This is a genomic window from uncultured Polaribacter sp. (assembly GCF_947495205.1).
Taxonomy (GTDB): Bacteria; Bacteroidota; Bacteroidia; order Flavobacteriales; family Flavobacteriaceae; genus Polaribacter.
Window position 1 is genome coordinate 67,069 of record NZ_CANLXV010000001.1, and the last position, 14,200, is coordinate 81,268.

A 14,200-nucleotide genomic window follows, 5' to 3' on the forward strand; every position below is an offset into this window, starting at 1 on the left:
TAAAAAACATTTTTTAATAACTATAAATCAATATGTTACGTTTCTAAAAAAAATATTAAAATCTTAAAAATTTCTATTGAAAAATTACGATTTTATAAAAAAAAAGCCTTCTATTATTTATCTAGTAATTTTTTTGCCAACTCTTTCCCTAATTCCACACCAAATTGGTCATAACTATAAATATTCCATAAAATACCTTGTGTAAATATTTTATGCTCATAAAGCGCAATTAACTTCCCTAAAGATTTTGGTGTAAGTTTATCAAAAAGAATGGCATTACTTGGTCTGTTGCCTTCAAATACTTTAAACGGTAAAAGGGTTGCAATTTTATCTTGATTGCCTGTAGTTTTTAATTCTAAATGCACTTCTTCTTTGCTTTTGCCAAAGGCTAAAGCATTTATTTGACCATTATAATTTGCCATTAATTTATTATGATGGTCTGTTAAACCGTACAAAGATTCTTTATAACCAATAAAATCTGCAGGAATTAGCTTGGTCCCTTGGTGCACCAATTGCATAAAAGCATGTTGCATATTGGTACCTGTACTACCCCAAACAATTGTGCCAGTTTGGTAATTTATTTTATCTCCATTTCTATCTACTCCTTTACCATTACTCTCCATAATAGCTTGTTGTAAATAATCTGGTAATTTTTTTAAATATTGAGAATACGGCAAAACAGCTTCTGTTTCTGCGCCATAAAAATTATTGTACCAAATACTTAGCAAAGCTAAAATTACAGGAATATTTTTATCGAAATCTGTGTTTCTGTAATGCAAATCCATTTCTTCTGCACCATTTAATAATGCTTTATAATTATCAAAACCAACAGATAAGCTAATAGATAAACCTACAGCAGACCATAAAGAAAAACGACCACCAACCCAGTTCCACATAGGAAATACGTTTGCCTTATCGATTCCAAAATTATTTACGGCTTCTAAATTGGTAGACACTGCTACAAAGTGTTTTGGAATATCAAAAATTGTTGCAGATTTTAAAAACCAATCTTTTATAGTTTCTGCATTTGTAATAGTTTCTTGTGTTGTAAAGGTTTTAGAGACAATAACAAATAAAGTAGTTTCTGGATTTAACTTTTTTATAATTTCAGAAACATGATCACCATCTACATTAGAAACAAAATGGGTAGTTAATTGGTTTTTATAAAACTGTAATGATTCTACAATCATATCTGGTCCCAAATCTGAACCTCCAATACCAATATTTACAATATCTGTAATAGATTTACCTGTATATCCTTTCCATTTTCCAGAAATAACCTTGTTAGAAAAGCTTTTAATTTTTCTTAAAGCCGTTTGTATTTGTGGCTTTATATTTTTGTTATTTACCAAAACAGCATCTTCAGAAGTACTTCTTAAAGCGGTGTGTAAAACCTCTCTTCCTTCTGTTACATTAATAACGGCACCATTAAATTGTTTTTCTATGGCATCTTTTAAATCTACTTCTTCTGCAAGTTCTACCAATAAAGAAAGTGTTTCTTTGGTAATTCTATTTTTAGAAAAATCTAAGTGTAAATCGTTAAATTCAATTGAAAACTCTTCTTTTCTATTGGCATTTTTAAACAAATCTTTAATGTTAATGTTTTTATTTTCATTAAAATGATCTGTAAGCTTTTGCCAAGCTTTAGTAGTTGTAGGATTTGTGTTCTTTAAAGCCATAGAATTAATTTTTAGCTATTTCTTGCGAAATTTGGTTAGGTTTTTTTGCTGCCGGTAATTGGTTGTAATCTAATTGATATTTTAATGGTGCTATATACTCTAAAAATTGAGGAATTATACTCTTTTTTAAAGGTTCTGCCTCAGGTAGTTTTGTTTTAGGACTTAAAGGGTCTACTTGCCTGCCGTTTTTCCAAAAGCGATAACAAACATGTGGCCCACCTGTATTTCCTGTCATACCTACTGTACCAATTACTTGTCCTTGTTTTACGTATTCTCCTTTTTTTACTTTGCGTTTTTTCATGTGCAAATATTGGGTAGAATAGGTTCCATTGTGTTTTATTTTCACAAAATTACCATTGCCTCCTCTTCTAGTAGATTCAGAAACTACTCCGCTTGCGGTTGCAATAATAGGCGTACCAATATTAGCAGCAAAATCAGTACCAAAATGTGGTTTTCTTTTGTAACCATAATATGCAATTCTTCTGTTTAAATTATATCTAGAAGAAATTCTATATTGAAATTTTATGGGTGATTTTAAAAACTGACTCCGCAACATATTACCATTTTCATCATAATATTCAGCAATATTAGTTGTAGAATCTGATACAAAACGGAATGCATAAAATTCTTGATTATTGTGTTTAAAAATAGCCGATTTTACGTTTTCGTAACCAGCAAAAACAGAATCGTTTACAAATTTTTCTTCAAAAACTAATTTAAAAGAGTCTCCTTTTTGTAGTTTGTAAAAGTCTAAAGTCCATGCATAAATATCTGCAACTGCCCATGTTAATTTTGCAGACAATCCTAAACTATCCATAGTGTTAGATAAGTTAGAATATATTTTACCTGCTACTATACGTTCTACCTTTTTTGTAGGTTGTAAATAAGTATATGCATTTATTATAGAATCTTTAAAATCTACAACAGTAGCATTAATTTTATTGTTTTTGTAGATAAAAACTTTAGCCTGTTCTAAAGAATCTTTACTTGCTAAAATTACGTATGGTTTCCCTGCTCTAACTCTTCTAACATCAAATGTGTCTTTAATAGTACTAGCTATTTGGTTAATTTTTGGATAAGCTACATGATGTCTATCCATAATTTCTCCAAAACTTTCGCCACTTTTAATGGTATCTAAAATAATCTTATAATCTTTTATTTTATACCCAAATTTATATATTGGTTTTACATTTTTTTTGACTGTTTCAACCTTGGTTTTATCTCCTTTTGAAGTACAAAAAGAAAAGACAATAAGGATAATGAAAATAGAATATAATTTTTTCAAGAAAGTTGTAGAATTAAGTAAAACTCAAAAATACAAATAAAAATCATTTATTCTAAATCTAAATAGGGAAGTTGTGCCAACAATTTCAATAAAAAAACAGCAATTAATTTATCTTAAATTCGTTTGCCAAACCTTTGTAAGATTCTAACTCTGCTCTTAAAGAACCCACAGCAAGATCTGCTTGCATTTTAACGGGTATTTTATTTTTGTCATCTGTAATCCAAAGTGTTACACTTTCTTTAGCTTTAAAAATTCTACCAGATTGTACAAGAGGTCTAAAAATAAGTGTATTTACTTTTCCAAAACTTGTTTTTAATACTTCTTTTCCTAAAAAACGAAGCTTAAAAGGATAGGTTTGTGCATCTAAAAACATATCAATGGCAATTTCATCTCCTTTTTGCATATTTTTTACATTTTGATTTCTCAAATAATAAAAAGCAGACAACATATCTTGGGTATTTACAGCAGGTTTTGTTACTTCTGTTTGTTTAATAAAATCTTGAACATATGCTGTGTTTGTAGTATGATTAAAAGTTGTAATTACATGTTTCTTATAACCACCTTCATCTATTTTTCTTTTAAAAAGGTAAGGTTTTACACTATTCATATCAAAGTAGCTTTGGTATAAATCTTCTACCTTAAAAAACCATTTAATCATACCAGTTGTCCATCCTGTACCTTTGGTGTGAAAAACTTTTTTGCCATTTAAATCTTTTTCTGCAATCTCTAAAACTGCAGTTCCAGCTCTTAAAAAACCACTATAACTCATTTTATAACGCAAAGATTCTCCACTTTTAAAAGCTTCTATCTGTTCTTGCCCAAAAGTAGTGTGCACAATGGCAATGAATAAAAAGAGTAGTACTTGTTTTTTCATATTTCTCAAACTTATAAAAAAGTATTGACAATTACCATTCCAAAAAATAAAAAAATAGTTAATAAAATACTAAGCTGCCACTTAACTTTTTAAAATTAACAGAAAATACATTTTAAAAAGCACCCCAATTTTCTAGTTCTTCTTTAGACCATAAGTATGGAAAAAATATTCTTCTTTGATATTTTGGATGCATATATTTACGCCAATTACTACCTCCAGTAGCCTCTAAATCAGAATCTTTACCACCAATATACTTTGCAGCAGCATTGTAATGTGCCATTACCCATTTTACATTTACTGTATAATCATAATGGCGCATAGCTTTTATTAAATCTGTGTTTTGTTGCGTTTCTCTTGGCAGTTGTTTAAACTTTTTAGACAAATTAATATCATTATAATCTTCTATAAAATCTATAAATTCTCCTATATACTTATCTTCAAAAAGGTTTAATAAAGTAGATTTTTGACCTGTAGAATAATTTTTACCTGCAGCTTGCCAATACAAGTGATTGTATGCGTTTTTAAAAGAAGAACTTTTGTTGATACTGCTTTTATACCTTGCATCTATTAAATTAATTAATTCTGTAGAAGCAAATTCTATTTTTCTGTATTGTGCAGATTGAAAACCACTTGCAGGTGTTAATGTATTTCTAAATTTTAAATACTGTTCTTTTTCCATACCATCTGCCATTACAGAAAAAGAGCTGCATAACATATCAAAATACCTGCTAATACGCTCTAAATGCATTGTAAATTTTTCTGCGGAAACCGTTTTAGCTTTAGCTACTTGCTCTATTTCCCACAAAACCATTTTAAACAACAATTCATTCACCTGATGGTACATAATAAAAACCATTTCATCTGGCTGTGTAGTTCGTGGCGTTTGTAATCCTAAAAGCGCATCTGTTTGTATATAATCCCAATATGTTATGGGTGTACTATGCAGTAAACCTTCTAGCATAGAGTCTACAGGAACACCTAATTTATCGTATTTTTCTTCAATGGCTTTTAAAATTTCCTCTCTTTTCATTGGTAGGTTTAAGAATAAAAAACAAAGATAGAATAGTTTTACAGAAAAGACCTTACTGCTGTTAAAAACCTTAGCATTAGAAACTAAAATTTAATTATTTTTATTTGGGCGTTTTAACGGGCTTTCCATTGTATCTTTTTTTTAACTGCCATTCCTCTAAGTATACTTCTTTATAAACTATGGCAATCTCATAATCCGAAAGAAATTGCTTCGTACCTCGCAATACGCTTATTTAAGTAGGTAAAAAAAAGGATGCCATTGCAATCCCTAACGCATATTGCGTATTTAAAAACTTTAGTTAATAATTCAGAACTTTCTATATATAAATCAATAAAAAACACCTTTAAGATTAAAAAGAAATCTTGGAGGATCTATAGAAATTTCAACTTTCACAATAAACTATTACTACAAACTGCTTTAAATACTTTAAACGATAAGACCTCACAGGTTTTAAAAACCTGTGAGGTCTGTAATTTTTTTACTGCACACTGCCAACTAAAAAACTGGAGACTTTTTTAAAGCGTTCCTCTTTTTTCTTGTTCTCTTTCTATAGATTCAAACAAAGCTTTAAAGTTTCCTGCTCCAAAACCTTTGGCACCCATTCTCTGAATAATTTCGAAAAACAAAGTTGGCCTGTCTTCTAAAGGTTTTGTAAAAATTTGCAGTAAATACCCTTCTTCATCTGCATCTATCATTATTCCTAAGCTTTTTAGCTTTTCTATATCTTCTTTTAATTCGTGATTGTGTTCTTCTAATCTTCCAGGAACAGCTTTATAATATGCTTCTGGTGGAGTTGATAAAAACTCGATTCCGTTTGCTTTTAATTGCGATACTGTTTTAACAATATCATCTGTTGCTATGGCAATATGTTGTACGCCTGCGCCTTCGTAAAAATCTAAATATTCTTCTATTTGAGAACGTTTTTTACCTTCTGCTGGTTCGTTTATGGGGAATTTTATACGCCCATTTCCATTAGACATTACTTTGCTCATTAATGCAGAATATTCTGTATGAATTTGCTTATCATCAAAAGATAAAAAATTTACAAATCCCATAACATCTTCGTAAAACTTTACCCATTTGTTCATCTGATTCCAACCTACATTACCAACCATATGATCTATGTATTTTAAACCTGCTGTTGGCGGATTGTAATCTGATTCCCATTTTTGAAAACCTGGTAAAAATGTTCCTTTATAGTTTTTACGTTCTACAAATAGATGTACAGTTTCTCCATAGGTATAGATTCCTGCACTTACAACTTCGCCAAATTCGTCTTTTTCTACGGTTGGTTTCTTGTAAGATTTTGCGCCACGTTTTGTAGTTTCTTCATACGCTTTTCTGGCATCTTCTACCCAAAGTGCTATTACTTTTACGCCATCGCCATGTTTTACAATATGATTATTTATTGACGATTTGCTATGTAACGGTGTTGTAAGCATTAACTTAATTTTGTCTTGTGTTAAGACATAACTTACAGCATCTGTTGCACCTGTTTCTAAACCACGATAAGCATGAGATTGAAAACCAAAGGCGGTTTTATAAAAATGTGCAGCCTGTTTTGCATTACCAACGTAAAACTCAACATAATCTGTTCCTAAAAGTGGAAGAAAATCTTGTGCTCCTGAGAATATTTTTTCTAAACCGTAGTTTACTGATGCTGTTTTTTTTGACATATCTTCTATTTTTTTAGACCTCACAGGTTTTCAAAACCTGTGAGGTCTTTGTATTTTTAAATAAGCAATTTCTAAATTGAAAGCAAGATGTTTGCAAACAAGTTTAGCCGTGATTGAAACGACATCCTTTTTTGTTTTTCACAAAAAAGATATAGTGGAAAGCGCGAAATAGCTTCTAATAATTATTATATTAATGAACGTTTTATTGCAAATTTTAGGATTGAGTGTTCTCCTTGTTTGGAGGGCTTAGGGGAGGAAGCCAACTCTTATAATAATCTTCATCCGCAATTTTTATAGCTTCTTCTGTAACTTGCAAAGGTTTAAAAGTATCTACCATTACTGCCAATTCTTCGGTTCTGGTTTTGCCGATACTTTTTTCTGTGGTTCCTGGATGTGGACCATGTGGTATGCCTGCAGGATGTAAGGAAATATGCCCTTGATCTATATTGTTTCTGCTCATAAAATCGCCATCTACATAATAAATTACCTCATCTGAATCTATATTGCTGTGATTATAAGGCGCAGGAATTGAGTTTGGATGATAATCGTACAAACGTGGTACAAAACTGCAAATTACAAATGCATTGGTTTCAAAGGTTTGATGCACTGGTGGTGGTTGATGAATTCGCCCAGTGATTGGCTCAAAATCGTGAATTGAAAATGCGTAAGGAAAGTTATAACCATCATAACCTACTACATCAAAAGGATGAGATGCATAGGTCATTTCTATAATTTCGTTTTGTTTTTTTACTTTGATTAAAAAATCGCCCAACTCATTATAGGTTTCTAATTCTTGGGGTCTACGCAAATCTCTTTCGCAAAAAGGAGCATGTTCTAATAATTGACCGAAATAATTTCTATATCTTTTTGGTGTATAAACAGGAGAATATGATTCAACAATAAAAAGTCTATTGTTTTCATCGTCAAAATCTAGTTTGTAGATAATTCCACGAGGAATTACCAAATAATCTCCGTATTTAAAATTAATATTTCCTAAATGGGTTCTTAATTTTCCTGATCCTTTATGAATAAAAATTACCTCGTCTGCATCTGTATTTTTATAAAAATAATCTTTTATAGATTTTTTTGGAGCCGATAAAATAATGTTACAATCAGAATTTGTTAATACGATTTTTCTACTTTCTAAATAATCGTTTTCTGGTTGTACTTGAAAACCTCTAAAACGGTAAGATTGAATATTATTGGCTTTGGCAATTTTTGGTTTTACAGCATATTGTTTTCCTATTTTTTTAACCATTGTTGGTCTGTGTTCATGATACGAATTGGTAGACATACCATCAAAACCAATGGTACCAAACAATTGCTCTGCATACAAGCTACCGTCTTTTTTACGAAATTGCGTGTGTCTTTTAGGTGGAATTTTTCCTAATTTATGATAGAAAGGCATAAAATATGTTTAATTATTGAACGGTTAAATTGTTTAATTGTTAAAAAGACCTTGAAATAAATTCAGGGTGACAACAAGTTGCCATTATTCTGGGTTTCTCTTTATCAAAAACTTTAGATACATTAATAATTCTATAAACATTTCAATCGATTTCGTTAACCTAACAAATATACAAAAAGGGTTTTAGAATTTTTTGTTAAGAATTTTTTGCGCACAAAAAAACCGAAACTTTTAAGTTTCGGTTTTTAAATTTTTTGTTTCTAAACACTACTCTGTTGGTAGTCTTTCGTCTATCATTTTTAATGGCATATCTCCCATTAATTCAAAAACATCTAGTATACTTCTTACTGTATCTTCTTCTTCTACTTGCTCATTTACAAACCATTGTAAAAATACTTCAGATGCATAATCATCTACGCTTCTTGCTTGTTTAAAACATTTGTAAATAGATTGTGTTACATGAATTTCTTGATCTAAAGAAGTCTCGTAAATTGCTTTCAAGCTTTCAAAATCATTATTTACTATAGGAATTGCAGGAGAAATTGCAGCGCCACCAGCATCGTTTATAAAATTAAAAATTTTCATTCCGTGCTCTCTTTCTTCTTCTGCTTGCTTGTAAAAAAATGCTTTACTATTTACCAACTCTCGCTGATCACACCAAGAAGCCATTGCTAAATAAGATGCAGATGCATGCATTTCTAATGCTATTTGTTCATTTAATACATCCATAACTTCTGGATGAATTGTCATTTGTCTTCTTATTGCTGTTTTCATCTTTTTAAAATTTAAAATCCTATCAAAGATAATTTAAAAAAACGTTGTTATAAAGGCAATTGTAAAATTTAAAGACAGTCTAAATAAAAGAGAAAACGCTATACTTGTATTGTTAAAAACTATAGAAACAATAAGATAGCTCTTCTTTAAGATCTAATAATTTAGGAATTTCTAAAAAAACAAGGTGTTTTCTATCTGCAATAAAAAGAAGTACAAAATTATCATTTGCAATAATTTCTTCTAAATTTTCTGAAGCAGTTAAGGTATTTACTTTATTACGTAATTGTAGCAATTGTGGAAATGACAAAGTTATTAATTTCTGATCTATCTTTAGTTGATAGTTGCAGAAGGTTTTCTTTATCAGTTGAATATTAAACGTTACATCTTTAAGCAGTTCCATGATGCAAATTTAAATATTATTTAGAATAAATAAGAATAAAGTTTTGTTTTTTTTATTTTTAAACAAAATAGGCTGTTCCTAATAATTTGTATAAAGGTGTAAAGCATACTATTGCAATAATTATATACAGCCATATTTTGGTGAATACAGATACATTATCTTCTAAATCTAAATAGCTATTCTTTACATTTTTGGGTTGTAATAGTATATCTTTAGATTCATAAATTGGGTTTTGTAGTGTATTGTCTGCCAATTTACTTTTTGGTATTTTTTTGTTATACAACATTAAAAGAATGGCAAGTAATAGTGTACCTAATGCGTAAAAGATTAAAGATTTTAAATCTAAACCAAATTCATATTTCGAAAATCGAATTAAATTTAATGCGGTCATAATTATTAATTTGTCCTAAAATACAAAATAAAGTAAAAAAGACCTTTTAAATCTTAAAAATTTAAAAGGTCTTTTATTTTTATATGTACTATAACTGTTGTTACAGTAGTTTATTTTAGTTCTTAAACTATTCGTATAATAAGAGTTTTACATACTAAAATAATTAAGCTACATTAATTACTTCTTGTATTTGTGGCGCGTATTTTTTAATGGTTGCTTCTACTCCGTTTTTTAAGGTCATTTGGTTTACAGAACAACCTGTGCAAGCGCCTTCTAATTGCACTTTTACAATTTCATTTTCTATAGACAATAATTTTATATTGCCACCATCGCTCATTAAAAAAGGACGAATTTCATCTAACGCTTTTTCTACATTATTTAAAGTTTCTTCTGCCGTCATAATTTTACTTTTTTACTACACTACAACCACTCATTGTAGTAATTCTTACTACTTCTGTTGGCGGTAAATTTTCGTTTCTTTTTACTAACTGCCCTACCATTTCTTTGGTAATATTTGCAAACGCATCTTCTAACAACGTGTTTTCTTGCAATGCTACAGGACGCCCAACATCGCCAGCTTCTCTAATACTTTGTACTAAAGGAATTTCTCCTAAAAATACAGTTTTAATATCTGTTGCTAAATTTTTAGCACCGTCTTGTCCAAAAATATAATATTTATTATCTGGCAATTCTGCTGGTGTAAAATACGCCATATTTTCTACGATACCTAAAACAGGTACTTTAATATTTTCTTGTTGAAACATTGCTACTCCTTTTTTAGCATCTGCTAAAGCAATGTTTTGTGGTGTACTTACCACAACTGCCCCATTTATTGGTAAGGCTTGTACTATAGATAAATGCACGTCTCCTGTTCCTGGAGGTAAATCTATCAAAAGAAAATCTAACTCGCCCCAATCTGCATCAAAAATTAATTGATTTAAAGCTTTAGAAGCCATTGGTCCTCGCCAAATTACTGCTTGATCTGGATTTGTAAAAAACCCTAAAGACAATAATTTTACTCCATAATTTTCTATAGGCTTCATTTTAGAGCGCCCGTCTACTTTTACAGAAAGTGGCTTTTCTCTTTCAACATCAAACATAATGTGTTGTGATGGTCCATAAATATCTGCATCTAAAACGCCTACTTTAAAACCCATTTTTGCTAAAGACACTGCAGTATTTGCTGTAATTGTAGATTTACCAACACCACCTTTACCAGAAGCTACTGCAATAATATTTTGAATATTTGGTATTTCTTTACCACGAATAACATTAGGATTTACCTTTGGCGCAGGCTTTTCTACTTTTACATTTATTTTTACGTCTGTTACTTCTAAAACCTTGCTTTTTATTGCCTTGGTTATTTCAGATTCTATTTTCTTTTTTGCCTGTAAAGTAGGGTTACTAATGGTTACATCTACAATAACTTCATTACCAAAAGTTACCACATTTGTTACGTTTTTATTTTCCACTAAACTTTTACCTTCACCAGGTGCAGTAATTGTTTCTAAGGCGTTGTATATATCTTGTTTTGTAAAACTCATTATTTATAAGGTCTTTTAATTCACTTTTAAAAATTAGTTTTTAAGTAAATTTAAGATACAAAGATACAGTTATCTCTTAAAAAAATTATGTTAATAAATTAGGTTTATTTATAGATTGATAATTGGAAATAATACCAAAAAACGCACACTCCAAAGAAAAATATAATTTTTTCTGGAAATTATCTAGCAAAGAAAAAGGTATTCTTAAAATTTTAATCGTTAAAAACCTACTTTTTAAAGTACTAATTTGTGCACCTAACGTTTTTTAAAATAAAAAACGAAAGCAATTTTTTAGATTTATAATGAAATAAAAAAAATGTAAAATGAAAAATATCAAATACCTACTTAGTTTCATCATCTTAATAAGCTTAAACACCTACGCTCAAAAGGTTACACAAAGTAATTTTACCTCTAAATATCCTAGATCGTTTAAAGCATCTCACAATATAGTTATTAAAAATGCAATTTTAAGTGATGGTGCTTATGTTTTTGAGGGAAAAAAAGGTAAAATTTTTATTACTTTAGAAAACGGTATTTATACAGAAATACATCCTAAAAATAAATTTGTAAAAGCTAAAATAACATGGGTTTCTGAGTATTCTTACAAATTAAAAATTATTGAAACAAATAAGAAGAAACTTAAATATAATATTGGAGAAGAATTTATATCTAAAATTACAAATATTAATCAAGACAAATATTCATACCAAAGGATGCTTAAAAATGGCAGAATGTTAAGAGGCGAATTATTAAAATTAGACGAAGAAAATTCTAGAAAATAATATTACAAAAGTTCTTCTAAAGGATTCCAAAAAATAGTTTCAAAATCTTGAATTTGATTTTCTACAACCACAACACCTTCATTCTCTAACAATTGTTGCATTAAATTGGTGCCATTAAAATGATGTTTGCCTGTAAGTAAACCTTTTCTATTTACAACTCTATGTGCAGGTACTTCTTCTGCTTGATTGTGAGAATTATTCATTGCCCAACCTACCATTCTAGCAGATTTTGCTGCACCTAAATACTTTGCAATTGCACCATAGCTGGTTACTCTACCAAACGGAATTAACCGCGCAGTTTGGTAAACTTTTTCAAAGAAATTATCAGATGCTTTCATGTTTTAAAGATAATAATTATTTAACGGAGTTTGCCAACGCTAACAAAAACCAGAATTAAATAAACTTTAAAATTTTTGAAATATGTTTAGATAAAGTAACAGATTACCTAGAATCTAAGAATTACGTTTAAATATTTAATACTTTAATCTAAATTGAATATAAGTAATAGGTTTGTCTACAGCTAAATATTGGTTTTCATAAAATGTTTGCGTTTCTGTAACTGCTGCAGGTGCACCACCATTTTTATAGACATTATGGTTTGCATATAAAACTTCATGACCTTCACCATGTAATAAACCTAAAGTATAGCCATGCATAAATTCGCTATCGGTTTTTAGGTTCATAATACCGTCTGCTTTTAAAATAGTGTTGTATTTTTTCAAAAAGCTTGTATTGGTCATTCTATGTTTGGTACGTTGGTATTTTATTTGCGGATCTGGGAAAGTTATCCAAATTTCTGAGACTTCATTTGCCGCAAAAATATAATCTACCAATTCTATTTGAGTTCTTACAAAAGCAACATTTGGCAAGTTTTCTTCTAAAGCAGTTTTAGCACCTCGCCAAAAACGAGCGCCTTTTATATCTATACCAATAAAATTTTTATGAGGATTTTTTCTTGCTAAAGCAATAGTATATTCACCTTTACCACAACCTAATTCTACAACAATAGGATTGTTGTTACCAAAAAAAGAATGCCATTTTCCTTTCTGAGAAAAATTGGTAATTACTTCTTCTCTTGTAGGTTGAATGACATTTTTAAACGTTTCATTTTCTTTAAAACGTTTTAATTTGTTTTTGCTTCCCAAATTGTAAGTTTAAGCTCTATCTTCTGTACCTTCTTTCAAAAACTTTTTAGATTGTTGCATCCAATATGCAAATAAAACTAAAAGTATTGCCAAGAAACCCCAGTTTACCGCATTAGAAATCCACCAACCTAAATCTGCTTGAGCTACAGTTAAACGTAACCAATTAAAAGGAAGAAATAAAATTTCTGTAAATAAACTACCAATCCATTTAAAAATATTGCCTGCTATCATAACTTAATTATCTTTACGCTGCAAAAATAACAAAAGAAACAATGCTAAGCAATTTTTTAAGCAAATCTAAACCTATCAATTTTATTGTGATATTTGGCTTGTTTTTCTTTGTTTTTGTAGCATTTACTGTACATTCCTTTTTAAATTATCAATTTAATTTAAATACCTGCCTAAAGAGCGTTGGTTTTTTAACACTTTTTTCAGTTTTATTCTTCTTTTTTAATTTTATTATTTCTAAAAACCAATTAACATTCGACAATTCTTATGCTTATTTTATTTTCACAATACTAAGTTGTTGTTTTTTTGAAATTTTATTTGATTACGAAAATCTAGTCATTTACACGATTCAAATATTCTTTTTACGAAAAATTTATAGTCTAAAATCATCAAAAAACACCCTACAAAAACTTTTTGATGCCGGTTTATGGATGGGAATATTATTTATACTACAACCTTTTACAATTATTTTTAGTGTACTTATTTATGCTGCAATTATATTTTTTAAAAAACTAAATTTAAACAACTTATGTATACCTATTATTGGTTTTATACCACCTTTATTGTTGTTTTTTACGCATGCTTTTTGGTTTGATGAAACTTACCTTTTTACAAATCTATTTTATTTTGACAATCTTAAATCTATTGGTTTTTATAATGAAGGCATTTCTTTTTGGGTAACAATCGTACTCTTATTTTTTACATTATTAGGTATTGTCTTAAAATCTCCAAAAGCCTTATCTATAAACAATTCTTTTAAAAGAAGTTGGCAAGTACTTATTGTAAATATAAGTATCGCTATAATTTTTGCCCTTTTAACTCCTAAAAAAAACGGAAGTGAATTACTTTTTTTACTGTTTCCAGCATCCGTTATTATAGGTAATGGTGTAGAGGTAATTCAAAAAACACTTCTTAAAAACATACTCTTTTTATTATTTTTAATTAGTTGTTTTATTGTACCATTTATATTTTAACGTGCTGTTT

Annotated in this window: 16 protein-coding genes; 2 read left to right on the forward strand and 14 right to left on the reverse strand. The window is 29.3% G+C overall.

From position 1 onward, the window contains the following. Window positions 1–113: 113 nt before the first annotated feature. The 11 genes from pgi to Q0762_RS00345 form a co-directional block, all read right to left on the reverse strand. Window positions 114–1,679 (reverse strand): glucose-6-phosphate isomerase, encoded by a 1,566-nt coding sequence (pgi, locus tag Q0762_RS00295; RefSeq protein ID WP_298762428.1) that lies wholly within the window; start codon window positions 1,677–1,679, stop codon window positions 114–116. Window positions 1,680–1,683: 4 nt separating this feature from the next. Beyond that, window positions 1,684–2,964: a peptidoglycan DD-metalloendopeptidase family protein gene (locus Q0762_RS00300; protein WP_298762430.1), complete on the reverse strand. Its 1,281-nt coding sequence runs from the start codon at window positions 2,962–2,964 to the stop codon at window positions 1,684–1,686. Between the two features lie 103 nt (window positions 2,965–3,067). Continuing rightward, a complete protein-coding gene (locus Q0762_RS00305; protein ID WP_298762432.1) occupies window positions 3,068–3,838 on the reverse strand; it encodes a DUF3108 domain-containing protein in 771 nt (256 codons plus the stop codon). A gap of 112 nt (window positions 3,839–3,950) precedes the next feature. Then, on the reverse strand, window positions 3,951–4,868 hold the full coding sequence (locus Q0762_RS00310; protein ID WP_298762434.1) for a tryptophan 2,3-dioxygenase family protein: 918 nt from the start codon (window positions 4,866–4,868) through the stop codon (window positions 3,951–3,953). A 515-nt stretch (window positions 4,869–5,383) separates the two neighbouring features. Then, on the reverse strand, window positions 5,384–6,544 hold the full coding sequence (gene hppD / locus Q0762_RS00315; protein WP_298762435.1) for a 4-hydroxyphenylpyruvate dioxygenase: 1,161 nt from the start codon (window positions 6,542–6,544) through the stop codon (window positions 5,384–5,386). 214 nt (window positions 6,545–6,758) lie between these two features. Further along, on the reverse strand, window positions 6,759–7,952 hold the full coding sequence (locus tag Q0762_RS00320) for a homogentisate 1,2-dioxygenase (protein ID WP_298762436.1): 1,194 nt from the start codon (window positions 7,950–7,952) through the stop codon (window positions 6,759–6,761). A 267-nt stretch (window positions 7,953–8,219) separates the two neighbouring features. Further along, window positions 8,220–8,726, reverse strand: coding sequence for a ferritin (locus Q0762_RS00325; RefSeq protein WP_298762439.1), 507 nt, complete (start codon window positions 8,724–8,726; stop codon window positions 8,220–8,222). 112 nt (window positions 8,727–8,838) lie between these two features. Next, window positions 8,839–9,126: a hypothetical protein gene (locus Q0762_RS00330; protein WP_298762440.1), complete on the reverse strand. Its 288-nt coding sequence runs from the start codon at window positions 9,124–9,126 to the stop codon at window positions 8,839–8,841. Between the two features lie 58 nt (window positions 9,127–9,184). Further along, a complete protein-coding gene (locus Q0762_RS00335) occupies window positions 9,185–9,517 on the reverse strand; it encodes a hypothetical protein (RefSeq protein ID WP_298762442.1) in 333 nt (110 codons plus the stop codon). Window positions 9,518–9,680: 163 nt separating this feature from the next. Continuing rightward, entirely contained in the window at window positions 9,681–9,917 is a 237-nt protein-coding gene (locus tag Q0762_RS00340) for a NifU family protein (RefSeq protein ID WP_298762444.1), read from the reverse strand. A 4-nt stretch (window positions 9,918–9,921) separates the two neighbouring features. After that, window positions 9,922–11,061, reverse strand: coding sequence for an Mrp/NBP35 family ATP-binding protein (locus tag Q0762_RS00345; protein WP_298762447.1), 1,140 nt, complete (start codon window positions 11,059–11,061; stop codon window positions 9,922–9,924). A 323-nt stretch (window positions 11,062–11,384) separates the two neighbouring features. Here Q0762_RS00345 and Q0762_RS00350 point away from each other — a divergent pair, with 323 nt between their 5' ends. Continuing rightward, the gene (locus Q0762_RS00350; protein ID WP_298762448.1) at window positions 11,385–11,843 is read left to right on the forward strand and encodes a hypothetical protein; all 459 of its coding nucleotides are present in this window, start codon (window positions 11,385–11,387) and stop codon (window positions 11,841–11,843) included. A gap of 2 nt (window positions 11,844–11,845) precedes the next feature. Here the strand turns inward: Q0762_RS00350 and Q0762_RS00355 are convergent, their stop codons facing one another. The 3 genes from Q0762_RS00355 to Q0762_RS00365 form a co-directional block, all read right to left on the reverse strand. Then, complete coding sequence (locus Q0762_RS00355; RefSeq protein ID WP_298762450.1) at window positions 11,846–12,181, reverse strand: MGMT family protein; 336 nt, start codon at window positions 12,179–12,181, stop codon at window positions 11,846–11,848. A 135-nt stretch (window positions 12,182–12,316) separates the two neighbouring features. Continuing rightward, window positions 12,317–12,988: a tRNA (guanosine(46)-N7)-methyltransferase TrmB gene (gene trmB / locus Q0762_RS00360; RefSeq protein ID WP_298762452.1), complete on the reverse strand. Its 672-nt coding sequence runs from the start codon at window positions 12,986–12,988 to the stop codon at window positions 12,317–12,319. A gap of 9 nt (window positions 12,989–12,997) precedes the next feature. Continuing rightward, window positions 12,998–13,219, reverse strand: a complete 222-nt coding sequence (locus Q0762_RS00365; protein ID WP_298762454.1) for a hypothetical protein — start codon at window positions 13,217–13,219, stop codon at window positions 12,998–13,000. Between the two features lie 41 nt (window positions 13,220–13,260). On the opposite strand from Q0762_RS00365, the gene Q0762_RS00370 reads away from it, so the two are divergent. Further along, window positions 13,261–14,190 (forward strand): DUF6427 family protein, encoded by a 930-nt coding sequence (locus Q0762_RS00370; RefSeq protein WP_298762457.1) that lies wholly within the window; start codon window positions 13,261–13,263, stop codon window positions 14,188–14,190. Window positions 14,191–14,200: the final 10 nt, after the last annotated feature.

Bases quoted from the DNA above. Each gene is read 5' to 3' on its own strand.
- pgi (WP_298762428.1), bottom strand. From the start codon at position 1,679: ATGGCTTTAAAGAACACAAATCCTACAACTACTAAAGCTTGGCAAAAG.
- Q0762_RS00305 (WP_298762432.1), bottom strand. From the start codon at position 3,838: ATGAAAAAACAAGTACTACTCTTTTTATTCATTGCCATTGTGCACACT.
- Q0762_RS00310 (WP_298762434.1), bottom strand. From the start codon at position 4,868: ATGAAAAGAGAGGAAATTTTAAAAGCCATTGAAGAAAAATACGATAAA.
- hppD (WP_298762435.1), bottom strand. From the start codon at position 6,544: ATGTCAAAAAAAACAGCATCAGTAAACTACGGTTTAGAAAAAATATTC.
- Q0762_RS00320 (WP_298762436.1), bottom strand. From the start codon at position 7,952: ATGCCTTTCTATCATAAATTAGGAAAAATTCCACCTAAAAGACACACG.
- Q0762_RS00325 (WP_298762439.1), bottom strand. From the start codon at position 8,726: ATGAAAACAGCAATAAGAAGACAAATGACAATTCATCCAGAAGTTATG.
- Q0762_RS00330 (WP_298762440.1), bottom strand. From the start codon at position 9,126: ATGGAACTGCTTAAAGATGTAACGTTTAATATTCAACTGATAAAGAAA.
- Q0762_RS00335 (WP_298762442.1), bottom strand. From the start codon at position 9,517: ATGACCGCATTAAATTTAATTCGATTTTCGAAATATGAATTTGGTTTA.
- Q0762_RS00340 (WP_298762444.1), bottom strand. From the start codon at position 9,917: ATGACGGCAGAAGAAACTTTAAATAATGTAGAAAAAGCGTTAGATGAA.
- Q0762_RS00345 (WP_298762447.1), bottom strand. From the start codon at position 11,061: ATGAGTTTTACAAAACAAGATATATACAACGCCTTAGAAACAATTACT.
- Q0762_RS00350 (WP_298762448.1), top strand. From the start codon at position 11,385: ATGAAAAATATCAAATACCTACTTAGTTTCATCATCTTAATAAGCTTA.
- Q0762_RS00355 (WP_298762450.1), bottom strand. From the start codon at position 12,181: ATGAAAGCATCTGATAATTTCTTTGAAAAAGTTTACCAAACTGCGCGG.
- Q0762_RS00365 (WP_298762454.1), bottom strand. From the start codon at position 13,219: ATGATAGCAGGCAATATTTTTAAATGGATTGGTAGTTTATTTACAGAA.
- Q0762_RS00370 (WP_298762457.1), top strand. From the start codon at position 13,261: ATGCTAAGCAATTTTTTAAGCAAATCTAAACCTATCAATTTTATTGTG.